The sequence below is a fragment of the Undibacterium cyanobacteriorum genome, from assembly GCF_031326225.1.
Taxonomy (GTDB): domain Bacteria; phylum Pseudomonadota; class Gammaproteobacteria; order Burkholderiales; family Burkholderiaceae_D; genus Undibacterium; species Undibacterium cyanobacteriorum.
This window is the reverse complement of the sequence record NZ_CP133720.1, coordinates 210,392-231,982: the sequence shown is the minus strand read 5'-3', so window position 1 is coordinate 231,982 and position 21,591 is coordinate 210,392. Positions and strand designations below refer to the sequence as shown.

The 21,591-nt window shown below is 50.1% G+C and carries 25 protein-coding genes; 17 read left to right on the top strand and 8 right to left on the bottom strand.

Annotation, left to right across the window (positions count from 1 at the left end):
* Window positions 1-35 precede the first annotated feature (35 nt).
* From RF679_RS01025 to RF679_RS01000, 6 genes are all read left to right on the top strand, one after another.
* Window positions 36-2,339 (top strand): NHL repeat-containing protein, encoded by a 2,304-nt coding sequence (locus tag RF679_RS01025; protein WP_309482369.1) that lies wholly within the window; start codon window positions 36-38, stop codon window positions 2,337-2,339.
* 76 nt (window positions 2,340-2,415) lie between these two features.
* On the top strand, window positions 2,416-3,387 hold the full coding sequence (locus RF679_RS01020; RefSeq protein WP_309482368.1) for an ADP-ribosylglycohydrolase family protein: 972 nt from the start codon (window positions 2,416-2,418) through the stop codon (window positions 3,385-3,387).
* Complete coding sequence (locus tag RF679_RS01015; RefSeq protein WP_309482367.1) at window positions 3,381-4,007, top strand: demethoxyubiquinone hydroxylase family protein; 627 nt, start codon at window positions 3,381-3,383, stop codon at window positions 4,005-4,007. Before RF679_RS01020 ends, RF679_RS01015 begins: the two co-directional genes overlap by 7 nt.
* Window positions 4,008-4,071: 64 nt before the next feature.
* Window positions 4,072-4,290, top strand: a complete 219-nt coding sequence (locus RF679_RS01010) for a DUF6500 family protein (protein WP_309482366.1) — start codon at window positions 4,072-4,074, stop codon at window positions 4,288-4,290.
* Between the two features lie 54 nt (window positions 4,291-4,344).
* On the top strand, window positions 4,345-4,848 hold the full coding sequence (locus RF679_RS01005) for a DUF2199 domain-containing protein (RefSeq protein ID WP_309482365.1): 504 nt from the start codon (window positions 4,345-4,347) through the stop codon (window positions 4,846-4,848).
* 51 nt (window positions 4,849-4,899) lie between these two features.
* Window positions 4,900-5,283 (top strand): DUF5071 domain-containing protein, encoded by a 384-nt coding sequence (locus RF679_RS01000; RefSeq protein ID WP_309482364.1) that lies wholly within the window; start codon window positions 4,900-4,902, stop codon window positions 5,281-5,283.
* Between the two features lie 578 nt (window positions 5,284-5,861).
* On the opposite strand, the gene RF679_RS00995 is transcribed toward RF679_RS01000, so the two are convergent.
* The gene (locus tag RF679_RS00995; RefSeq protein WP_309482363.1) at window positions 5,862-6,761 is read right to left on the bottom strand and encodes a LysR family transcriptional regulator; all 900 of its coding nucleotides are present in this window, start codon (window positions 6,759-6,761) and stop codon (window positions 5,862-5,864) included.
* Between the two features lie 435 nt (window positions 6,762-7,196).
* Between RF679_RS00995 and RF679_RS00990 the strand changes: the two genes are divergently transcribed.
* The 7 genes from RF679_RS00990 (at window position 7,197) to RF679_RS00960 (ending at window position 12,632) form a co-directional block, all read left to right on the top strand.
* A complete protein-coding gene (locus RF679_RS00990) occupies window positions 7,197-7,766 on the top strand; it encodes a carboxymuconolactone decarboxylase family protein (protein ID WP_309482362.1) in 570 nt (189 codons plus the stop codon).
* Between the two features lie 59 nt (window positions 7,767-7,825).
* A complete protein-coding gene (locus RF679_RS00985; protein WP_309482361.1) occupies window positions 7,826-8,329 on the top strand; it encodes a YHS domain-containing (seleno)protein in 504 nt (167 codons plus the stop codon).
* 209 nt (window positions 8,330-8,538) lie between these two features.
* Window positions 8,539-8,793 (top strand): glutaredoxin 3, encoded by a 255-nt coding sequence (gene grxC, locus RF679_RS00980; RefSeq protein ID WP_309484057.1) that lies wholly within the window; start codon window positions 8,539-8,541, stop codon window positions 8,791-8,793.
* A 33-nt stretch (window positions 8,794-8,826) separates the two neighbouring features.
* Complete coding sequence (locus tag RF679_RS00975; protein WP_309482360.1) at window positions 8,827-9,300, top strand: DoxX family protein; 474 nt, start codon at window positions 8,827-8,829, stop codon at window positions 9,298-9,300.
* A 58-nt stretch (window positions 9,301-9,358) separates the two neighbouring features.
* Window positions 9,359-10,426: a hypothetical protein gene (locus tag RF679_RS00970; protein WP_309482359.1), complete on the top strand. Its 1,068-nt coding sequence runs from the start codon at window positions 9,359-9,361 to the stop codon at window positions 10,424-10,426.
* Window positions 10,427-10,477: 51 nt separating this feature from the next.
* The gene (locus RF679_RS00965) at window positions 10,478-12,109 is read left to right on the top strand and encodes a 2Fe-2S iron-sulfur cluster-binding protein (RefSeq protein ID WP_309482358.1); all 1,632 of its coding nucleotides are present in this window, start codon (window positions 10,478-10,480) and stop codon (window positions 12,107-12,109) included.
* A gap of 28 nt (window positions 12,110-12,137) precedes the next feature.
* Window positions 12,138-12,632, top strand: coding sequence for a nuclear transport factor 2 family protein (locus tag RF679_RS00960; RefSeq protein WP_309482357.1), 495 nt, complete (start codon window positions 12,138-12,140; stop codon window positions 12,630-12,632).
* 348 nt (window positions 12,633-12,980) lie between these two features.
* Here RF679_RS00960 and RF679_RS00955 read toward each other — a convergent pair whose 3' ends face one another.
* From RF679_RS00955 to RF679_RS00935, 5 genes are all read right to left on the bottom strand, one after another.
* On the bottom strand, window positions 12,981-14,612 hold the full coding sequence (locus RF679_RS00955; RefSeq protein WP_309482356.1) for a hypothetical protein: 1,632 nt from the start codon (window positions 14,610-14,612) through the stop codon (window positions 12,981-12,983).
* A gap of 15 nt (window positions 14,613-14,627) precedes the next feature.
* On the bottom strand, window positions 14,628-14,918 hold the full coding sequence (locus RF679_RS00950) for a hypothetical protein (RefSeq protein ID WP_309482355.1): 291 nt from the start codon (window positions 14,916-14,918) through the stop codon (window positions 14,628-14,630).
* A gap of 25 nt (window positions 14,919-14,943) precedes the next feature.
* Window positions 14,944-15,453 carry a GNAT family N-acetyltransferase gene (locus tag RF679_RS00945; RefSeq protein ID WP_309482354.1) on the bottom strand — a complete coding sequence of 170 codons (510 nt, stop codon included), beginning with the start codon at window positions 15,451-15,453 and terminating at the stop codon, window positions 14,944-14,946.
* A 138-nt stretch (window positions 15,454-15,591) separates the two neighbouring features.
* Window positions 15,592-15,975, bottom strand: a complete 384-nt coding sequence (locus RF679_RS00940; RefSeq protein WP_309482353.1) for a hypothetical protein — start codon at window positions 15,973-15,975, stop codon at window positions 15,592-15,594.
* Between the two features lie 104 nt (window positions 15,976-16,079).
* Entirely contained in the window at window positions 16,080-16,475 is a 396-nt protein-coding gene (locus RF679_RS00935; protein WP_309482352.1) for an MAPEG family protein, read from the bottom strand.
* Between the two features lie 324 nt (window positions 16,476-16,799).
* Here RF679_RS00935 and ftrA point away from each other — a divergent pair, with 324 nt between their 5' ends.
* On the top strand, window positions 16,800-17,798 hold the full coding sequence (gene ftrA, locus RF679_RS00930) for a transcriptional regulator FtrA (RefSeq protein ID WP_309482351.1): 999 nt from the start codon (window positions 16,800-16,802) through the stop codon (window positions 17,796-17,798).
* A gap of 71 nt (window positions 17,799-17,869) precedes the next feature.
* Window positions 17,870-18,553 (top strand): glutathione S-transferase family protein, encoded by a 684-nt coding sequence (locus tag RF679_RS00925; protein ID WP_309482350.1) that lies wholly within the window; start codon window positions 17,870-17,872, stop codon window positions 18,551-18,553.
* A 113-nt stretch (window positions 18,554-18,666) separates the two neighbouring features.
* Here RF679_RS00925 and RF679_RS00920 read toward each other — a convergent pair whose 3' ends face one another.
* Window positions 18,667-18,894, bottom strand: coding sequence for a DUF1161 domain-containing protein (locus tag RF679_RS00920; protein WP_309482349.1), 228 nt, complete (start codon window positions 18,892-18,894; stop codon window positions 18,667-18,669).
* A gap of 228 nt (window positions 18,895-19,122) precedes the next feature.
* On the opposite strand from RF679_RS00920, the gene RF679_RS00915 reads away from it, so the two are divergent.
* Complete coding sequence (locus tag RF679_RS00915) at window positions 19,123-19,797, top strand: M15 family metallopeptidase (protein WP_309482348.1); 675 nt, start codon at window positions 19,123-19,125, stop codon at window positions 19,795-19,797.
* A gap of 59 nt (window positions 19,798-19,856) precedes the next feature.
* Entirely contained in the window at window positions 19,857-20,276 is a 420-nt protein-coding gene (locus RF679_RS00910; RefSeq protein ID WP_309482347.1) for a hypothetical protein, read from the top strand.
* Window positions 20,277-20,384: 108 nt separating this feature from the next.
* Here RF679_RS00910 and RF679_RS00905 read toward each other — a convergent pair whose 3' ends face one another.
* The gene (locus tag RF679_RS00905) at window positions 20,385-21,587 is read right to left on the bottom strand and encodes a DUF1501 domain-containing protein (RefSeq protein WP_309482346.1); all 1,203 of its coding nucleotides are present in this window, start codon (window positions 21,585-21,587) and stop codon (window positions 20,385-20,387) included.
* Window positions 21,588-21,591 lie beyond the last annotated feature (4 nt).

Here is a 21,591-nt window from a genome sequence, read left to right as displayed (position 1 = left end):
ATACCGAATCACCGAATTATCGAATCATCCAATCAATGAAAAGAAACATCGCAGTCATCGCCCTCAGCACCGGCCTCATCGCTAGCCTCGGCGCGGGTGCCGCTTGGTGGTTCAATCAGAACCAAGAAGCCGAAACCAAACTCTCCTTAAAGAACCGTCTCAGCAATGCTTTACATCTCAAAAAAATAGAACAAGCCACACCTACCACCTTGTGGGAAGCCGAGACCACGCATTTTTTGTCAGCATTTGTCCTTGGCACCAGACCCGATGGCACACAAATAACGGACGAATTAAGTGATCCCTATGGGATCGCCATCGACGCCGCGCAAAATATTTATCTCGCCGATGCCGGTGAACACAATCGCATCTTGAAGATCGACGGCGCCGGAAATGTCATCCAACTTGCGGGTTCAACGGAAGGCTTTCAAGACAGCCAAGATCCTCAACTCGCGCGCTTCCACACGCCATCGGCCTTAGCGCTCGATGCTGCCGGCGACTTAATTGTGGCCGACACTGGCAACCATGCGATACGTCGTGTCTCAGCCAAAGGCGCAGTCACAACCATCGCTGGCAATGGCCAAGCGGGGTTTCGTGATGGTCCAGCCGCGCAAGCGCAATTTAACGGACCGATTGGCTTATTTGTGAGTAAGAACGGTGACATCATCGTCGCCGACACCTACAACGATGCCATTCGCCGTATTAGCAAAGACGGCATGGTCTCGACCATCGCTGGTGGCGGACGCACTGGCTATCGCGACGGAATCGGTAGCGAAGCTTGGTTCGATACACCAACCAGCGTGGTCGTTAATCATCAAGGTGAGATCATCGTCGCCGATTTGCGCAATCACGCCCTGCGTAAAATTTCACCGCAAGGTCAGGTCTCAACAATGGCGATGTCCGATCGGGAAGACCGTGAAGCCCTGATGCGACGCCCACTTTCACTCGCCATTACGCATGATGACTTCGTCTATGTCGGCGAGCAAAGTCATGGACGTATTCTGCAACTGACCCCACAAGGCGAATTACGCGGTTTCAGTGGTGTCGACATCGACATTATTCCTGGTGACGATACGACGACGCGGATACTGTCACCGAGCGGCATCGCAATTGGCCCCGACGGACAATTGATGTTTGCCGACAGCCAAGCACGCCAAGTCAAATTGATGCAGGCAAAAAATCTGCACACCAAACACTTCCGCCAACTGCCAGCCACGGTCATCACCGAGAAAGTAGCTTTACCCTCAGATCATATGTTGTGGCCGGTCTTGCCACAGAATGAGGCGCATGAAATAGTTGGTACCTTTGGTGAAGTGCGCGGCAACTATGATGGTGAGAGCCGCGACCACTTCCACCGAGGCCTTGATATTCAAGCCAATCAAGGTGAGAAAGTCGTCGCGATCATGAATGAGAAAATCGCCTCGCCCGCCAGCAACTTCGGCACCACCAGTATTAACGAAGGATTTCGTATTCACAGTCTGTCGTACATTCATATGAAAGTGGGACGTGATAGCCGTGATCGCAATTTCGATCCAAGCAAGTTTCAATTTGTGCGTGATGAAACGGGCAAGCTGGCGCAGATTCGTATTCGTCGTGGCACGCGTTTTCTAGCAGGTGAAGTTCTCGGCAGCATCAATCAAATGAACCATGTCCATCTGAATTATGCGCCACAAGGCTTGGTGCGGAATCCATTAGAGCTAGGCTTCATCGGTGTCAAAGATAGCATCGCACCACAAATCGAAAAGATCTATGTCGCCGACCGCTATGGCAAACGTCTGGGCTTACAGCGCGCGGAGATCATTAGCAAGGCAGAGAGCAAAGATAAGGGCCAGAACAGTGGCAAGGGCGCTGGCAAGAACAATGCAAAAAACAAGCGCAATGAAGTCAGAAAAGTTATCGAACGCTACCAAGAGCCGATTCTAGTTTCACGTGATTTAGAAGAACTAAATATCATCGTCGACGCCTATGACCAATTCGATGGCAATGCGGAGCGCCGACGTCTAGGCCTCTACAAACTCGGTTATCAAATCTTAAGTGCCGATGGCAATCCTATCATCGGTTTCGAAAAGCCTTTGATGACCCTACGCTTCGATCAACTCCCTGCCGATGACGAAGCAGTGAAACTGCTCTACGCTGAAAAGAGCGGCATCACAGTGCATGGCAACGCCGTCACTCGTTTCCTTTACAACACCACCCACGACTTCTATCTCGGCCAAGCCAAATCACGACTGTGGAATATCAAAGCACTAGCTCCAGGCGACTACACGATTCGTATTTTTGCGTATGACTATGCGGGCAATCGAGCGGGCGGTAAAACTGAGTTGCGGATCAGGATAGAATAGTCTTCCATCAAGAAAACAATGCTCTGATGATCGGTTTGGTACAAACTAGGCATTGGAAAAATAGTGGAGCAAATGAGTGACACAACGAGAACCCATCGAACGCCATCATCAGATCCTACGCGAACAGTACCTCGGATGTGTACAAGGTCTCGCATTGGGTGATGTGCTCGGAGCACCCTATGAAGGCGGACCACTGGAGCGTGCATTATGGTGGTGCTTGGGTAAGACCAAGCAAGGTCTTCCACGCTGGACCGATGACACACAGATGTCGATCAATCTGCTGGAATCACTTCTTGATCTACAAGGTATCGATCAGGAGGATCTAGCACAACGTTTTGCGCTGAGTTACCACTGGACACGCGGCTACGGTCCAAGTGCAGCGAAGCTTCTCAAGCGTATTCGCAAGGGCCAAGCATGGCAATCCGCTTCGAGAGCCATCCATCCTCAGGGCTCGTTTGGCAATGGTGCCGCTATGCGGGCACCGGTCTTAGCCTTGTTCTATCCACAGGACCGTGTACAACTGATACAAGCAACCGAACGAAGCGCGGTCGTCACCCATGCACATCCTTTAGCCATTGCTGGCGCCACAATCATCTCCCTTGCCACGCAAGATATGCTGCATCGACGCAACCTCGAAGAGATCCTGGCAAACACGCTATCCTTCTGTCGTGAAAGCGGTGCACAAGCATTCGTTAAAAAACTAGAGGCGGCACGAACTTTACTCGTCAAGCAAGGCGAGGTTAAGGCACCTGATATCCGCAGGCAATTAGGCAATGGCATTACCGCAGTCGATTCCTGCCTCACCGCGCTTTATCTCGCATTACGCTTTCGCGACGCCCCATTTATGGAAATGATTGAATGCGCCATCAAGCTTGGTGGCGACACAGATACCATCAGTACCATGGCGGGCGCATTGTGGGGTGCTTACAATGGTGACGAATCATTGCCACCTCTGGATTTCGAAGAAAAGGGCCATCTACATCAACTGGCACTGGCCGTATTTGAGAGAATGCAGACAAAGATCGATGCGCAACTCGCTTCATGCTGAAGCCTCAACTTACTCCATTAAGCCAAGCTTATATCAAGCATCAATCAACCATGCAGGCACCGATGATTCACAACGATCAACACCAGTCACAGGGCAAGACTGCTTTAGGTGACCGCATCATGAAGGTCAATCATGCGGGGGAACACGGGGCGATTTGCATCTACACAGCGCAAATCTTCCTTGCCCGCTTGACCGCACCAGGTCTGGTAGAGGAATTGATCGAGTTTCGTTCGCATGAAAGAGCTCATCGCGCAGTGTTTGATGCAGAACTTCAACGGCGCGGCCAAGCAAAGTGTCGCAGCTATCATGTGTGCGGCATCGGCGGCTATACGTTGGGACTATTGACCAGTCTGTTCGGTACCTCGGCAATTTCTGCCACCACCGTGGCGATCGAGAGCGTGGTCCTGCGTCATTTACAGCAACAAATCACAGCTCTCAGCAGTGGAAATGTAATCGATACCAGTGCCATCAACGCGATTAAGATCATCATTGAAGAGGAACAACTACACCATGACCACTCAGCCCGACATTGCAAAGCCGACGGATTTTGGTCGCGCCTATTGGGCCCCATTGTCGCCGCCTCAACCGAAACCGTGATTTGGCTTGGCATGCGTTTATAAATTCATCAGAAAATCGCACCTCGATCACAGTCCATCACTATCACCAAAATTATCACCTAACTATATGCGCCCAGCTTTAAGAGACAAAATCATCGCCGTTTGCGAAAAAAAGATTGCCCAAAAAGGTGCACAAGTCGGCGTCTCGTTTTATGCCTTTTTCGCGAACAAAAATGACGATCCTGAGTTACTGATGGAAGCCGCGACGTGGTGGATACAAACGCATCAGCTTGACCATTTTGAGAAGGCGCAGAAGATCATTGACATGGTACAAGCGGCGAAATAGAGTACGGTCGAACTGTATCCGTATTTATTCCTTTTTCTCAATTAGAATCTAGCTATGAACGGCTTCCATTGCAAATCCTGCGGTGAGTACCACGATGAAATGCCACGATGTTTCGGGGCAAGTGCACCAGCGATGTGGCTCGCCATGTCGGAAGAAGAACGTGCGACGCGTGCTGAGATTTCAACGGACCAGTGCATCATTGATGATCAATACTACTTTGTGCTTGGCCGCATAGCGCTTCCCGTCCTCGATAGTCCCGAACCATTTGTGTGGCTCGCTTGGATCTCGCTGAGTGAAAGTAATTTTTTGCGCTGCTCAGAGCTTTGGGACACGCCAGGTCGAGAAACCGAGCCGGCCTATTTTGGCTGGTTACAAAGTTCGCTTCCGACTTATACGCCATCAACTTTAAATCTCAAGACCAGCGTACAAACAATGCCTATCGGAGAGCGCCCGATCATCACCATAGAGCCAAGCACGCATCCACTCGCGATCGAACAGTTACATGGAATTACGCGGGCGCGGGTACAAGAAATAGCTGAATTTTGTTTGCATGGATAACGCGACCGAATGCAGCGCATCTGTTAACTGATTTCGCAAAGAACCCAGCTGATGAAAAATATCGAACTCATTCCACGCGACAAACTCGACCTCGAGAGAGCCGAAGCGGCAGTGGCAGCTGGCTATCCCGCGGTTGCTCCTATCCTACCTGAGCTCATGGAGTGGATGCAGGACATGAATTGGCCCGTCGCACGCGCCTTACAAGCTCTGCTAGCTGGAATTGGTAGTCCCTTAGAGCCTCATATTAGGCGGGTCCTAGAATCGGATGATCTGATCTGGAAGTATGGGGTCTTGCGCTGGATCGTCGCCGAGTCCCCTGAACTGATCGCTATTTTCACTCCAGACCTGCAACGTTTATCGATGCAAGCGAACGTTGCTGAACAAGCTGAAGAGCTCGATGTATTGGCGCATGAGATTCTACAAAAGTTCTGCTAAGTCTTATGTCGCTATCCCGTAGGTTGGCGCTGAATGCAATGAAGCCCAACATGTTTTTGCGGATTGGCTGCGACCATCGAAACGTTGGGCTTCGCTTTGCTCAGCGCCAACCTACAGAAAATCCCTGAAATTCCGTTGATTCCAAAACCTGAGTCTGATGAAGCTAAGGAGGCTTCTAAGTTCGAATGGGCCGATCCTCATATCGGCAAGCGGCATCGTCTGAGAGGTGAACCGCAATGATTACAAGATGACGAGACACCTCTTTGTTCGTGCGGCGAAAAGATGTCCTTTTATGGTCAGCTCGACTCTATTGGCGACGACTACAATCTAGCTGATTGTGGATTAATTTACGTCTTCGTTTGTTTTGATTGTTTCGAAACAAAGAGCTTGCTGCAATCAGGTTAGTCAGTTTTTTCACCGCCACCTTGGGATAGTACGGGTCGAGGTAGTCTTTACAACGGCCGCTACTCCGTAGCTTGGCGCTGAATGCAATGAAGCCCAACATCTTTTTTGCGTATTGATTTCAACTTTTGAGACGTTGGGCTTCGCTTTGCTCAGCGCCAACCTACATAAGAATCTCACCCCAAGGCACTATGTGAACGCAGTGCCTCTGCCATAAAATCCACGAAGCTGCGAATTTTGGCGGAACCGGTGCGGCCTTGGCGGTGTACGATGTGGATCGGTAACGGTGTCGATTCGTATTCGCTGAGCACGGTCTTCAGATCACCGCTTTGCAGGGCATGGGCGACTTGGTAGGACATCAAACGCGTGATGCCAGCGCCGTGGCGCACGGCTTCGATGGCGCCGTCGTTGGTAGTGACGGTCATGCGGGGTTTGATGCGCACCGTGGTCGCTTGATCGCCATCGCCAAACTTCCATTCCACCGATGGCGTGACGCCACTGGCGGCAATGATTTGATGGCGTTGTAAATCTTCTGGCGTTTGTGGGATACCGTGTTTCTCCAAATAGGCTGGCGAAGCACATAAGACGCGCCGCACTTGACCGACACGCACGGCGCGCATACTTGAATCGGGCAAGGCGCCAATGCGCACGCCAACATCGACACCTTCCTCCATCATATTCACAACGCGGTCGAGAAACAGCGCTGAGATTTCGACATCGGCATAGCGTTGCATGTATTCGACCACATGCGGCATCACGAAGATCTTCCCGAACAGCACCGGCGCGGTAATGCTCAGGTGGCCACGCGGTGTCGCGTTAATCCCAGCCGCACTCTCATCGGCTTCTTGCAATCGATTGAGAATTTGACGCGCGTCTTCCAAATAGCGCTGGCCGGCATCGGTCGGTCGTACATAGCGGGTAGTGCGGTTCAGTAAGGTCACGCCTAGCGCTTGCTCCAAACTGGCGACAGCACGTGTCACGGCTGGTGCCGACAAGCCTATGCGTCTTGCGCCCGCGGCGAAACTTTCTTCCTCAGCGACGGCGACATATACCGCTAATTGATGAAATCGATCCATGCTTGCTCCTGTTTGTTCATACATTCTTTTGGTGAAGCTGCACTTGTACGTCTCAAGTCAGGACGTGGCTGCTGCGACTGGAGAGAAAAGTAGATCAAAACGACACTGGATCCCTGCCTGCGCAGGGATGACTTCCGGCTTTCTGAGATTACTGAGGCTCAAACCTTGCCTTTCAACGCCTGAATCCACTTTGCTCCCCCTCAAGGCCCGAATCGGCAGCATGCAGCCCACTCCGACTCCCCCTTACTCCACTTTCCTCCACCGTTATCCCTGATTCTCCCCCAAAAACCACCGCATTATTGCGTCATACGCAATAATTAATTGTAATTCTTGAGGATTCTTTTTTCAATCGAAGATAGTCACAATGCACCCATTCGTTCAGTACTTGTGAAATTCCACAACAGGAAGGCCAGATTGGACGAAGCAGAACGAAACATGACACCCAATATCATTGAAAAAGGAAATCGTATGAGCCGCATCCCAGTTATTACCAACGAAACAGCAACGACAGAACAATTGGAATTGTTCAATGCCATCCAAGCGCAACTTGGCGTCGTTCCTAACTTTTTGAAAATCTTCGCAAACTCACCAGCAGCTTTGCGTTCTTTCTTAGGTTTCTACAGCATCGCCCACGAAGGCACGCTCGATGCTTTGACACGCGAACGTATCGCCCTCGCAGTGGCGCAGCAAAACTCTTGCGAATACTGCGTCTCCGCCCACACCGCACTCGGCAAAAAAGCGGGTCTGAGTAACGACGAGATCAACGCTAACCGCGCTGGTGGTAGCCAAGATGCGAAAGCAGCGATCGCGGTGAAATTGGCACGTTCGATCTCTGAGCACAAAGGTGAAATCGCGACTGCGGAATTGATCGAGGCGCGTAACGCTGGCTTCAGCGAGAGCGATATCGTCGAAATCATCACACACGTCGGCCTGAATTATTTGACCAACATCTTGGGCAAGGCTAGCCGCGTTGAAATCGACTTCCCTAAAGTCAGCTTGAACTAATTCAATCCCCTAATCTGAATTTTCAGCAGTAACTCTTTTTACATTTTGAAAGGTCTATCATGATTGCATCTACTTTACGTCGCGGCATCCTCACTTCTCTCGTTATCGGCAGCCTCGGCATGGCCGCTTATGTGCCGATGTCTGTTCACGCACAAGATCAAAATTCCACTGCAGCCGTCAATGTTGATACAGAAGGTGTTGGCTTGCATGGCTATGATCCCGTCGCGTACTTCACAGTGAAAAAGCCAACACTGGGCAAAGCGATGTACACGCACAGCTTTGAAGGCGCGACATATCGTTTCGCCTCCAAAGAAAATCTCGACAAGTTCAAAGCCAACCCTGCCATGTATGCACCGCAATTCGGCGGCTTCTGCGCCATGGGCGTGGCCTTGGAAAAGAAACTCGATGGTGATCCACAAGCATGGCGCGTGGTCGATAACAAACTGTACTTAAACGTCAACAAAGACATTCAAAAGAAATGGTTAGAAGACGTGCCAGGCAATATCGTCAAAGCAAGCAAAACTTGGCCAGAGATCAAAAACAAGGCACCGAAGGATCTGTAATCGCCGGACCCACCCATTTCAATCGCCACGATGAGCATTGTGGTGAGTAGAAAAAGATAGTCGCTCCTGCGCGAGCAGGAGCCTAGCGGCGTACACATAGCGGTTTGAAGCAAAGAAAGACACTCGGCTCCTGCCTGCGCAGGAGCGACAAACCAAGAACAATCAACAATCAACTCGCACCACATTGAAAGGTGAACATCATGTCCAACATCAGTATGATCAGTATGTACGGCACCACCACTTGCCCTTATTGCGAACGCGCCGAGGCGCTATTGGAACGTCAAGGCGTGCAAGTGAACAAGATCTTGATTGACCAAGTGCCACAAGAATTTAACACCATGATTGAGCGCACGGGATTGCGTACCGTTCCGCAAATTTTCATCGGTGATTTTCATGTGGGCGGTTTCACAGACTTGTATCGGCTTGAACAGAGTGGCGATTTAGCGCGCTTACTCGCGAAATAAACACTTTCACTGTACACATTGAACGGAGAAGACATGCAAATCAGCAAACAACTCTCGCGGATTAGCCACGGTTTATTACCGTTAGCAGAACTGGCCGCGCGTTTATATGTGGCGAAGGTCTTTGGCTTGGCGGGCTACAGCAAAACCCGTGACTGGGACATGACACTGTCGATGTTCGCTGAAGAATATCGTGTGCCTTTTCTCTCAGATGGTATCGCGGATTCAACCAGCACTGCGATCGCCGCAAGTCTCGCCACAGGTATCGAACTCATGGGTACGACGCTACTTGTGCTGGGTCTATGGCGCAAATCAGCAGCGAGTATCCTGTTCGCGTTTAACATCGCGGCCGTTGTGTCTTACTACCACGTCATCAACGAGATGCCCGTTGCATTAAATGATCATCTGGAATGGGGGCTGCTATTGGCGCTATTGAGCTGTCTGCCAACACAAGTTTTGAGCCTGGACGCTCTCTGGCAAAAATTCAAACCCAAACGCGATCAAGTCTAGATCGATGCCGCTGAACTAACCACAATCCGATAAACCACTCTCACGAACAAGGCCCATCATGTCTCTCGCACTTCGTAGCATTACTCGCAGTTCTACTGCACCGGCGACGCGCAGAACCATGGCACTCGCACCTCGTGTGCAATTGCCAGATGGGCGCGAGGTCGTGCCGCAACATTACCAAACCTATCACCACACACTTGCTTCGGTGAGCGCGATTGCTGCTCATATCAGCTTGGATCAACACAGCCTGTTGTTCTGCCATGAAGATCAGCACGGCATCTATTTGCAGATTGGTTTGATCGGGCGTGAAAACTATGAGGATGGCAATCTGATTCGTCCGCAGAAGTTGGTCTATGGACGCAAATGGCGTATCGATAGCGATACGCCTGATTCCGAAATCGTAGCGACTGCGATGTTGGCGTGGAAGAAAGCGCGCGAGCACGAAGTGCGTGAACTCTTGCAGATTCGCGTCTCTACACGCAGTGGAAAAACCGCGCATAGCGCCGCGCTGAGTAATCATCTCGATATCGACATTTTGCGATCGCAGGAGTCGTTTTTAAGCACTGCCGAAATCACCGATGAAACAAGGGTTGAAAAGCAAACCGTCGAAGCTTCGATTGCCGCGACGCTGAGCCAACTACGCTTCGCCCAACGTGCTATGCAATTGCAGACGTTCACACGTCTCAACGCGGATGACTACTTGATCAAACTCGCACTCGGCCCTATGCCATTAGCTCGCTCCTTGGAGGGCGATTTTGCCGAGTTCGATGCCATCAAAATCACGCTGGTGTTGAATCGCGATCGCCTAGCAGAGTTAGTGTATGAAGTGATGGACGCCTTTATCCGTCATAGCGATCGTTATGTTGAAGAGGCTTTTCGTTACCACGATTTTGCCCGATTCAGTCGCCAGCACGGCGTGGTGCAACTAGCACAGTTATCGCTACGTTCGCGCCTCTACCAACGCGATATGAAAAACGCGCGCTTCGCGCAGATTTTTCGTAACGCGAATTTCTTAGTTGACGCGCGCCGTGCTGCTCGCCTAGGCGAGGGAGCGCTAGCGCATCAGAATCGCGCCAAGCTGCGCTCTTATTCGAAGCTGACCGGACACTTACCTGCTGACTATTAAAACAAACCCACATTCATTCTTAGAAGTTTCTTTATCCTCACGAGGTTCATCATGCCACGCGCCTTCGCATCAATCAGCTTCACTCCTAGCGTCAAAGCGGCGCAGAGTCTGTATCGTAGCCGCGAGGCGAATCAAGGCTTTGAATTGGCGGAGGATGCGCGTGCGGAAATCACTGAACGCGAAGCGGAATTTATCGAGGCGCGTGACAGCTTTTATCAAGCGACCGTGAATGAAGATGGTTGGCCTTATGTGCAGCACCGTGGCGGCCCCGCAGGTTTTCTCAAAGTCTTGGATGCGCACACAATAGGCTTTGCCGATTTTAGCGGGAATCGTCAATACATCAGCGTCGGCAATTTATTAGCGAATGATCGCATCGCTTTGATTTTGATGGACTACAAAGAAAAGCGCCGTCTCAAGATTTGGGGACGTGTGCAGATCGTGCATGAACGTGAAGCGCCTGATGTGATTGCCGGTCTCGAAATGCCCGCCTACCGTGCGCGCATTGAACGTGCATTTCTGATTCGCGTTGAGGCCTGGGATTGGAACTGCCCACAACACATTACAGCTCGTTACACCGAAAACGACATCGATACTCTCGTCGGGCCGATGCAAGCAGAGATCGCTGATCTCAAAACTCAATTAGTGAAAACGACTGAGGTCAAGCAAACACATGGCGAGCAAGCGGCGCTTGATCAACTATTCATCAGTGGCCCGAGCGATCATGCGATACCCGCTTTAGACTTGATCGTCAGCGGCGTACGTCAACTCACACCTTTAGTGCGGGCGATTGAATTGCGTGCCGTTGATGGTCAAGATCTGCCGCCCGTCGATGGTGGTGCGCATCTTGCCTTGCCTGTGTTGCTGAAGAATGGGAAAGCCGCCTTACGCCACTATTCGATCGCCTCCAATCCAGCACGGCGCGACATTTATGAAATCGCTGTACGCTTGCAAACGGAGGGAGAAGGCGGTTCGGCCTTCGTGCACGAGCATTACAGCTTGGGACGCCGCTTGCTTGCCGCACCGCCACGCAATTATTTTGTTACCCAAAAGCCGAGTCGCCCTGCAGTCTTAATTGCGGGTGGAATCGGCATCACGGCGATCAAACCAATTGCCCAACAACTAGCGGCCCAGCAAGTTCCATTCACCATGCATTACGCGGCACGCTCGCAGAATGAAATGACCTATGGCGGGCGTTTGTCGCGAGAATTTGGCACTTCGTTGCGGCGCTATGCCAGTGATCAAGGTCAGCGTTTGTCGATGTCCGAAATTTTGGAAACATTAGACGATGCGTCAGACATCTATGCCTGCGGTCCGCAAGCGATGTTGGATGAGTTGCTACAACTCTCGCGACAAATGAAGATCGATCCGTCGCGTGTGCATATCGAACGCTTCACACCAACCACCATCAGCAATGAAAAACCGATCACTTTGCATTTACGCCGCTCGCAACGCAGTATCGAAGTCAGCGCGGATCAAACTGTGCTACAGGCCTTAGAAGCTGCCGAGATTCCAGTCGCTTCCAGTTGCGGCACAGGACAATGCGGCACCTGTGCGATTCCGGTATTGGCAGGCGAAGTCGATCACCGCGATGCTGTATTAGACGCTCATCAGAAACAAACCGAGAAGCTGTTTTGCCCGTGCGTTTCGCGCGCCCTTGGCGACTCGCTCAGCCTCGATCTCTAAAATACGTATGCCCTAGAAAGGAAACTCTATGAACTCCGTCGACGCAACAGTCACAGAAGCTGCCCGCCCACCTTTACCGCCCTTTAATTTAGAGACTGCCATACAAAAAGTGCGTTTTGCTGAAGATGCATGGAATTCGCGCGATCCGCAACGCGTGGCCCTGGCTTACACGCACGATAGCCAGTGGCGTAACCGCAATGAATTTATTCGAGGACGCGAGCAAATCCGCGAATTCTTGACCCGCAAATGGGAAAAGGAAATGGAATATCGCTTGATCAAAGAAGTGTGGGCCTATGACAGCCACCGCATCGCAGTACGCTTTGCCTACGAATGGTGCGATCAAGATGGCAATTGGTTCCGTTCCTACGGCAACGAAAACTGGGAATTCGCCGATAATGGCCTGATGCAGAAACGTTACGCCAGCATCAACGACCTCGCCATCAATGAACAACGACGCTTATTCCGTTGGCCACAAGGTCGTCGGCCTGATGAACATCCGAGCTTGTCGGAATTGGGTTTGTAAGAATTTGATTGAAAAGGGATAGCATGGATACGCCAATCAGCAGATTTGAGCAACTATAGCAGCGCATCGCTTCTATTTGAGGAAGGGCATGCAATTTGAGGCGAAATATTTTTCGATGAATGTAACTTGAGATGACCTTGAAAGTGAACGAAGAGTCGTGAGCCTCAAGGCGATGACGTAGGTTGGCGCTGAATGCAATGAAGCCCAACTTTTGATGTGCGCCGGGGATGGCAGAGCGTTGGGCTTCGCTTTGCTCAGCACCAACCTACAAATTTTCTGTAATGCTGTGGAATCGAGCATTGAGCAACATGCGCTGTATACACCATTGCTACCGAATGGCCGCACAATCTACTTTCGATAGGCCCACTTGGATTTCAGCCCCTTTATTTTTTCACTCAATCCACTCTTACGCTCTGCATCAACAAGCGCTTGTCCGATTGGTGCCCAAAAAGACTTACCGTAGGCTTCGATCTCGCCCCTTGCCGCCTTCGACTGCAAAAACGTCAATGCACTTGCTTTCTCACTATCGGTCATTAGAGAAGTAAATTTCTCCAAAAGACCGGGTACTAGATGCGCATAATTGAGGTAATAAGCGTAATCTTTATGACCAGCGACAATTTCGAAGGAGAGCCGTTCAAATTCGTGCTGAGAACCGTTCCAATCAGTCTTTTGGCTAACCTCAGGGGAACTTGGAAACCCTAACTCCTGTTTGCTTTTAGCAATACGAAGTTGCTGCAAACTTCGAACCAAGAAATCGAGAAATTTGAGAAACTTTTGACCTAGGGTCGACTCGTAAAAGCTCAGCACCTCATAAAAGTCTTGAAGATTGATGTGTCGAGCCAGCTCCCACACATAGGCATATTCCACATTTCCCGAAAACATCGTTTTACGTTGAGACAAGGGCTTTGAATAAACCTCATGTAGTGCTGGGTAAGTATATTGATCCCAACTTTGGTTTTGCAAATCACTGAGTTCTTTCAAAAGTTCTTGGTAAGTCGTTTGGAAACCAGGTTTGTTCCAAGACCATCCACCTTCTAGCAGAACTATTAAAGTTGTATATTCATTCGATAACCACCCTGCATCAATTGCCCCCTGATGTGTGATCGCCATGGAATAAGGAAGTGGTCGCATCGTCAGAAGCGGATAAAAATCTTCTGGGGTCGTCGCAAGGCTATCCGCACTGCCAGCAATTGCAGGTAATGATGTCTTGAATTGCTCTATAGCCTGCCTTTGCATAACGGACCAAGATTCATCTGCAATGACAGTTTGTAGACTTGGCAAAAACTCAGCAGACTCTGAGAAAAGAAAATGATAGACAGGCAGTTTCCAACTGACATTTGGTAATTCAACGAAGTCCTTAGGATCTAATTGAGCTCTTGCGGCAAATCGTTTCAACTCACATTCGATTGAAACCTTACTGGCAATTACGGCATCACATTCGCCGTTCTTCAATTGCACAAAAGATGAGCGGATCGATCTAAAACTATGGATCTTGACTGTTCGAGTTGAATCAATAAAAAGTTCCGAATCCGAGAGCTGTTTGTCGGCACATATTTTTAGATTGCCGAGAGCTTGGGTTTGGCGTTCTCCCAAGCTCTTCTTACGAACGAGGATAGCAACTTCGTCAACAAAAATGGCCGCTTCAAGCCTTACCAAATCAGGAATATTCGGTGTTTTACTATACGACCACGTAATCCCTGCGAAGGCGTACTTCTTGGCCGTTTTTGGCATCCCCGGGAATGTCCGCTTCTGCATTGCTCGCCCAACCTCTAACGGCTTTACGTTGGCCGCCACGTCAAGCTTTGCGTAAGCCCGTTTGAGCAGGTCCGCCAAAAATATGGTCAATGGATCGTACAAGGACCTAGCATGCAGAATAAAACCCTCATCTATCGCATGTACTTGCAAGGGTGCAAGCGATGTAATCCCTAGCACTTTCAGTGTTGTTCGCCTTAGCGGGTCGATTTTTCTTTGAGTGTCCATTCGGCTTCGTGATGTCTACTTGAGCAAAAAGGCCCACAGTGGGAAAGCTAAGGCTATTAGTGCCAACGTATAACAGGCCTTAGTCACTACCGGCCAAGCTTGCAGAAAGAAGCCTCTGGGATCATTGAACGCTTGCGGTTGACTGATGGTGCCGAATATCACAAGCGGCACCGCCAAGGATTGAATCACTGCATGATCGGCCTGACGAAATAGAACCGCGCCCACAGCAAGGATCAGCCAAACAGCTGAAAAGATCGCAAATAATAGAAATAGCGCACGGTCTTTCGTCTGCAAATTCTTCAACATCGATATTCTTTCTTGATCAAATTTTTCACAGCGCCTTCATCAACACCAAGTCCTGCTCAACCTTGGTGCCGAAGTGATACTCCATCAAGCCGACTTCCTCGAAACCCACTTTGAGATAATAAGCTTTGGCGCGTTGGTTCGGGGCCCACATGCTGAGCCAGAGATAGTTGGCGCCGGCATCGCGGGCGAGTTGTTCGATTTGTTCTAATAGCGGCGTAGCGATCCCTTTGCCGTGCCATGCTTTTTTGACGTAATAGCGATACAGACAAATCGTATTGTCCTGTTTGATGCATTCTGGCGGATCACGTTTGACGACCTGCGTGAAGGCGATCAGTTGATCGTCTTGGTAGCACAGCAGCACGTGATAATTGGGGTCGGCAATTTCTTTGCTTTGTTGTTCGACACTGAAGGATTTTTCGCAATGCAGACGCACGTCTTCGGGATCGGTATACGGTCCATAAGTATCGACGAAGGTTTCTCGAGCGATGTCGGCTAAGGCGGCGGCGTCGGCGAGGGTGGCTCTACGAAATTGCAAGGCGAGTTCCATGATGGTGCGAGAGATTCAAAAAGTGCGCATTATACTGCGGCGCATTCAGTCACCGCAGTACCAGCTTTGAGGAAAATGCTCTTGTCGGTGACAACCGCCATCAAGCGAAGATAATTTTGTCGCGAGCTACTTCGCGTCAGGATTTTTTGGACATTTCATCGCTGCATCGAGGGGACCAAACATTTTTTGAGTCCCCGCCAAGCCGCCCGCTTGAATGATGTACATGGTCTTCTGATCTTGGCTGACATACAGCGTGTGTATGTAACCATCGCGGATACGTCCCACGTCATTGAGACGCAAGTAGGTGGCTTTAGGATCGAGCTTAGGTGCTTTCTCTAGCAGAGGCAGCTCGACGTTCAGACCTACTGCACTGACACAGCCCTGGAATTGTTGTACTAAGGGATGGTTGGCTTTCACCTCAGTCGCACTTGCTTTCCAATCGTTTTGCGCTGATGCGACCATGCTAAGGCTTCCTAACAAAGTTCCGACAAGTATTGTTCGTAGATTCATCTTGAGTCTCCCATTTTTTGATTTTGTGTGATGGCGCCATTGATTCTTGTAGTAGTGATGTTGTCGTGGCGCTCCTTCTTACAAGAGCGCCCACAAGTGAATCATTACACCGCGGTGCCCTCATACACAGTGTACAACAAGACGAGGCAAGTAAAAATGAGGGAGAACAAAGTTAACAACATGCCCGTCGTTCTAAAAATCAACTTCTCCTTCAACTGACTGACGCCATAAGCATGCAGAACTCGTCCCACTACCAACATGCTCGCAAAGATATGGACTAAGACGCGTGAATAAGCCTGCGATTCCAACAGGAACAACAAAATCAAGGCGAGTGGCACGTATTCAGCAAAATTGCTATGCACACGAATGGCGCGATTTAAGGCCTTGTCGCCACCATCACCGAGTGAAAGTCGCAGCTTGCGACGTAAGCCGATCGTGCGGAAACTGAGTCCAACATAAATCAATCCTAAGACAGCGGCATAGAGTGGTAATACGTGCATGGAAACTTCCTTTTTTCGGTAACTAGTTTTACGTTGTGTTTTAACTAGGTTTTAGCGGAGTTGCAGCGGAATAGTTACATGAATCAGTAGTGCCAAGCGCTTTGCTCACGTTGAGCCACTACCTTAGCACGATTGTAGTTCAAAATTTGCATCTCGTTTTTTCGGAGCACAAGGTGGTCAACGCCACGCTATTCGATACCAACTTGGCAGGTGCATACGTTTTGGCTAAATCAGTGCTAACATGCAGATTACGCCACAAGATCTACAGACAATCTACAAACCAACCATACACAAGTCACATCGGTTTGACAGAGACACAGCAACATGCGAAATCAGCTCAAGCAAACTCAGGCGCCTGTTCAAGCCGCAAAACACCGCGTGGTCGCACTCGCTTATGATCAACTGTGCACCTTTGAATTTGGCTGCACCGTTGAAGTATTCGCGCTTGATCGACCTGAGCTCGGCGTCGATTGGTATCAATTTGACGTCTGTGCTGCAGAGCCCGGCAAAATACGCGCTGCTGGCGGCATTACGGTCGAGGCGCCTTACACTTTGCGATTGTTTGACCATGCCGACACCATCATCATCCCGGGTTGGCGTGGTGCTGAGGTGGAGGTTCCCCACGCTTTAATCAAAAAAATTCGCAGCGCCTATCAAAGGGGCGCGCGTTTCTGCAGTATCTGCTCAGGTGTTTTTGTATTAGCGGCGGCTGGAATTTTGGATGGTAAGCGCGTGACCACCCATTGGCGCTATGCCGAGACCTTAGCCAAACGCTATCCGCAAGTTCAAGTGGAAGCCGATGCTTTGTATATCGATCAAGGACAAGTCATTACTTCAGCGGGATCCGCCGCAGGCTTGGATATGCTGCTGTATTTAGTACGTAAAGACTATGGCGTCAAGGTCGCCAACTTGGTCGCGCAGCGTTTGGTGATCCCTCCACATCGCGAAGGCGGTCAGGCGCAATTTGTACCACGCCCAGTGCCAGAAGATGAGCGAGGTCGTTTGAGTAAATTGCTCGATGAATTACGCCAACGCCCCGAGCTCGATTACCGCCTAGCTGACTTGGCTGAGCGAGCCGCCATGAGCACCCGCAGCCTGCAAAGACATTTTAGCGAGCTGACCGGTTTTTCACCCTATGAATGGTTGCTGCGTGAACGCGTCGCTTGCGCGAAAGATTTACTGGAGAGTTCACAGCATAGTCTTGCACAAATCAGTGAGATGACGGGTTTTGGCTCAGAGGAATCTTTCCGTCGTCATTTCCGACGCATTACACAAACCTCGCCCACTGCTTACCGCAAACAATTTTCCACACCGATCGTTTGATTGGATTATGCTAGTGTTACTGACACCTTTTATCGCTCTCAATCTGTCTCTCATTCGAAGAAAATCACAATATGTACACACTCTACATCGCTAATAAAACTTACTCCTCATGGTCTTTACGTCCTTGGGCTTTGATGCGCGCGCTGAATATTCCTTTTCAAGAGAAGGTCGTGAACTTCGAAGCGCCGAGCAATTGGGCCAGCTTTCGACAATTCAATCCAGCGGGAAAAGTTCCATGCCTGCACGATGGTGAAACGATCGTGTGGGACTCTCTCGGCATCACCGAATTCTTGGCCGATCGCCATCCCGGCGTGTGGCCAAGTGAAGACAAAGCAAAAATCTGGGCCCGTTGCGCTGCCGCCGAGATGCATTCTGGTTTCAGCAATTTACGCGGTGTGTGCCCGATGCACGTCGGCCTGCGCATTCATATCGACGCCATCCCTGAAGGTGTGAAAAGCGATTTGGCGCGTATTAGTGAATTATGGAGCGAAGGTCTCGACAAGTTCGGCGGACCTTTCTTAGCAGGCGACCGCTTCACCGCCATCGACGCCTTCTTCGCCCCCGTGATCTTCCGCATCCAAACTTATGGCTTACCAGTCAATGCCAAAGCTGGGGCCTATGTACAGCACATGCTGCAACAAGCACCTATTCAACAATGGCAGCAAGAAGCCTTAAACGAATCATGGTCAGAAGTCAGCCACGAAGAAGCCGCCAAAGCGGCTGGTCGTTTAATAGATGATTTGCGTAAGAAGTAGGCGTTCGGTCTCAAGAAAAAGCAAAAAGGACAAACCAAAACGAATTGGTTTGTCCTTCTCCAGTAAAACAAAAGAAAACAGAAATAAGCGCAAATAAGCGCCACTTAGCTTATTTATTTTCTTTCATAAACAATCTTCTTACTCCCCCCCTCGCAACTACCCACCACACGTGCTTTGCTTTCTGCGGCTTTATCGAGAACAGTGAGGGTATAGCCTTTGACGCCTTTGCCTTCTAATTTTTTCTCGATGGTGGATTTCAGTTCATCGCACGATAAGCCGCTGGCGGATGCGGAAAAGGACATCAAGATCAAACTGCTGGCGAGTACGAATTTCTTGCTCATGCTTGCTCCTATCGGGTCAGTAATGGAAGGTGTCAATGGACGATCGTAATGGGATCTGCTTCAGATACTCCATGAGCAAAACCTTAGCACTGAGCAACAATTCCGAAAAGAAATATTGCATTTCTATGCTTGCTTTGTTGTAAAAGTCACTCAACCGCGCTGGGCAAATCGATCTACTCAGGGCATGCTAATCCATACTTTCCTCGTCTCCACCCGGTGCCGCTCATCATGATGTCTTCGATCTTTAAATTCAGTCTCTCGCTGTTCTTGTGTGTGCATCTCACTGTAAGTGCCCAAGATAGTCCGCCAAAATCGCAGGGACCGACGCGACGCAGTGACTTAGTGGAGCTGGTCAAACTGGACCCTAGTATCAAACTCGATATCCGCTATGCCACAGCGAATAACTTTGTTGGCAAGCCGGTGTATCCGGAGGCGCGCGCATTCTTACAACGACCAGCGGCAATGGCATTGATCGAGGCACATCGTTGGCTCAAAACGCAAGGCTATGGCATCGTGATTCATGACGCTTACAGACCGTGGGCCATCACCAAAATTTTTTGGGATATCACCCCTGCTGATAAAAAGATGTTTGTAGCCGACCCAGCGGTGGGTTCGAAACATAATCGTGGCTGCGCGGTTGACATTAGCTTATACGAACTGGCAAGCGGCAAGATTGTCTCCATGCCTGGCGACTACGATGAAATGAGCGAACGTTCTTTTGTCACCTATACCGGTGGTACCGAACAGCAGCGCAAACTGCGTGATTTGCTGCGACAAGCGATGGAACGCAAAGGCGACTTTTTTGTGTATCCCGAAGAATGGTGGCACTACGACTATAAAGATTCTAAGCATTATGCAGTACAGAATATTCCATTCTCGGCGATCAAGACTCGACCACGCTGAACTTGGCTGCGAGTTGGTATCGCGGCTGTCCGTATCCCATGTGTCAACTTGGAGCATCTATGCAAGCCCATGATCATATTGACCGTATCGTTACCACTCAAATCGATGATCGGATCTTGATCTCGTATGTGCGGGGTTCTTGGACTATGGCACAGTTCCAAGCCAATCACGAATATAGCCAAAGCTTCGTCAGGCAACTCAACGATACCGGGGACTGGGCCAGCTTGGTCGTGATCGAGGACACTTTAGTATCCTGTATTGATGTACTTGAAGCCGGCAGAAACGCCATCCCTACGAATCCCGACTGTTCACATCTGAAAGCGCTTGCATGGGTGATCGCCCCCGAGATTGAAGGCTATGTCTTGTTGCGGGCGCGGTATCGTGCCATTTTCGAAGGGATATTGCCGAACCAAATTTTTAGCGCCATCGACGAGGCAAAGGCGTGGCTGCAAGCTCAACTGAGCGCCACGCCAACGTGAGTCGATTAACTGTGAGCTATTAACTGCGATCTCTTAACTGTGAGTTCTTCACTGTTAGCTCTTAAGACGTAAGCTCGCAAAAATAGGCCGTGATCAAAAATAGCCGACTCAAATTAAACCGAGATCACGCGGCTTCACTCTCGGAAAAACCTGCTCAAGCTGAGAAGCGTTCAATCCATACACACTAGAAAAAATGCCGCCGAGCACAGCACGATATTCATTCAAGACGGGATAGTCACGATTTTGGAATAGGGTTGAGGCCTGCAATTTTTGCTGTTCACCCAACACACGGCCACCCTTAATGCCGCCACCCAAAACCCAATACACACTGCCATGACCATGATCGGTACCGGCCTTTCCGTTTTCTCGGAAGGTCCGGCCAAACTCACTGATGACGACTACGGTGGTGTTTTTCCACATTAAACCCATCTCCGCTTTGTACGCTGCAAGACCTCGTCCTAGTTCTTCAAACTTGCTGGCTAGAGCCCCCGTTGCGGCACCTTGATTGACATGGGTATCCCAACCACCGACATCAATGAAACCCAAGGCATATTTTTCACGCATCATCTTGGCAATGCGTCGCGCTTCTAACTCAAATCCTTTAGTGGTGATAGCATTGCGATTACCGTCATTGTTTTGCATTTCCATCTGCATATCACGTACCACTTCGCCACGCACGGTGAAGCCATCGCTGACTTGTTTTTCAAGCGCGGTATTGTTGTACATTTGCGCGATGATCTTGCTTTGCTTCTCATCCATATTCGACTTGTTAATGGTACGCAAAGCCGTGTTAGCGACCTTCGCGTCGCCACGCATGATGATAGGAAGTTGATCGGTAAATGACATGGCTGATCCCGCATTCAGCTGGCCCATCAAACGATTCAAAAAACCAGATTGAAAATTGCGCGAGCCGTTGAGATCTTGCCCCATTTCGATACTGTCTTGCGTCTCAAAATGACTACGCGACAAATCATCGATGCCAGCAAACGGAATGAAGGCGGCTTCACCTGCTTTAAACAAAGGGTAGATGGTGTCCTTTAATGCTGGATGCAAACCCCAATCGGCGTTCAACTCTAAAGCGCTCTGCGCATCCTGACTCGGCTTGGCGATCGCGATATTAGGACGCGACTCATAATAGAAAGAACTCGAGGTTGGCACCAACAAATGGCTGGCGTCATAACCACCCCGTAAGAACACCAACAACAAGCGGTTCTGCGTCGCTGGGGCGGCCAACAGTTGGGCTGAGATCGTACTTAAACCAGCGCCAGCGCCGCACATAGCCAAGGCCTTTAATAACTCACGACGATTCATTTGC

Excerpts from the sequence above, each read along its gene's own strand:
- RF679_RS01025 (WP_309482369.1), top strand. The coding sequence starts at position 36 with ATGAAAAGAAACATCGCAGTCATCGCCCTCAGCACCGGCCTCATCGCT.
- RF679_RS01015 (WP_309482367.1), top strand. The coding sequence starts at position 3,381 with ATGCTGAAGCCTCAACTTACTCCATTAAGCCAAGCTTATATCAAGCAT.
- RF679_RS01010 (WP_309482366.1), top strand. The coding sequence starts at position 4,072 with ATGCGCCCAGCTTTAAGAGACAAAATCATCGCCGTTTGCGAAAAAAAG.
- RF679_RS01005 (WP_309482365.1), top strand. The coding sequence starts at position 4,345 with ATGAACGGCTTCCATTGCAAATCCTGCGGTGAGTACCACGATGAAATG.
- RF679_RS01000 (WP_309482364.1), top strand. The coding sequence starts at position 4,900 with ATGAAAAATATCGAACTCATTCCACGCGACAAACTCGACCTCGAGAGA.
- RF679_RS00995 (WP_309482363.1), bottom strand. The coding sequence starts at position 6,761 with ATGGATCGATTTCATCAATTAGCGGTATATGTCGCCGTCGCTGAGGAA.
- RF679_RS00990 (WP_309482362.1), top strand. The coding sequence starts at position 7,197 with ATGACACCCAATATCATTGAAAAAGGAAATCGTATGAGCCGCATCCCA.
- RF679_RS00985 (WP_309482361.1), top strand. The coding sequence starts at position 7,826 with ATGATTGCATCTACTTTACGTCGCGGCATCCTCACTTCTCTCGTTATC.
- RF679_RS00975 (WP_309482360.1), top strand. The coding sequence starts at position 8,827 with ATGCAAATCAGCAAACAACTCTCGCGGATTAGCCACGGTTTATTACCG.
- RF679_RS00970 (WP_309482359.1), top strand. The coding sequence starts at position 9,359 with ATGTCTCTCGCACTTCGTAGCATTACTCGCAGTTCTACTGCACCGGCG.
- RF679_RS00965 (WP_309482358.1), top strand. The coding sequence starts at position 10,478 with ATGCCACGCGCCTTCGCATCAATCAGCTTCACTCCTAGCGTCAAAGCG.
- RF679_RS00960 (WP_309482357.1), top strand. The coding sequence starts at position 12,138 with ATGAACTCCGTCGACGCAACAGTCACAGAAGCTGCCCGCCCACCTTTA.
- RF679_RS00955 (WP_309482356.1), bottom strand. The coding sequence starts at position 14,612 with ATGGACACTCAAAGAAAAATCGACCCGCTAAGGCGAACAACACTGAAA.
- RF679_RS00950 (WP_309482355.1), bottom strand. The coding sequence starts at position 14,918 with ATGTTGAAGAATTTGCAGACGAAAGACCGTGCGCTATTTCTATTATTT.
- RF679_RS00940 (WP_309482353.1), bottom strand. The coding sequence starts at position 15,975 with ATGAATCTACGAACAATACTTGTCGGAACTTTGTTAGGAAGCCTTAGC.
- RF679_RS00935 (WP_309482352.1), bottom strand. The coding sequence starts at position 16,475 with ATGCACGTATTACCACTCTATGCCGCTGTCTTAGGATTGATTTATGTT.
- ftrA (WP_309482351.1), top strand. The coding sequence starts at position 16,800 with ATGCGAAATCAGCTCAAGCAAACTCAGGCGCCTGTTCAAGCCGCAAAA.
- RF679_RS00925 (WP_309482350.1), top strand. The coding sequence starts at position 17,870 with ATGTACACACTCTACATCGCTAATAAAACTTACTCCTCATGGTCTTTA.
- RF679_RS00920 (WP_309482349.1), bottom strand. The coding sequence starts at position 18,894 with ATGAGCAAGAAATTCGTACTCGCCAGCAGTTTGATCTTGATGTCCTTT.
- RF679_RS00915 (WP_309482348.1), top strand. The coding sequence starts at position 19,123 with ATGATGTCTTCGATCTTTAAATTCAGTCTCTCGCTGTTCTTGTGTGTG.
- RF679_RS00910 (WP_309482347.1), top strand. The coding sequence starts at position 19,857 with ATGCAAGCCCATGATCATATTGACCGTATCGTTACCACTCAAATCGAT.
- RF679_RS00905 (WP_309482346.1), bottom strand. The coding sequence starts at position 21,587 with ATGAATCGTCGTGAGTTATTAAAGGCCTTGGCTATGTGCGGCGCTGGC.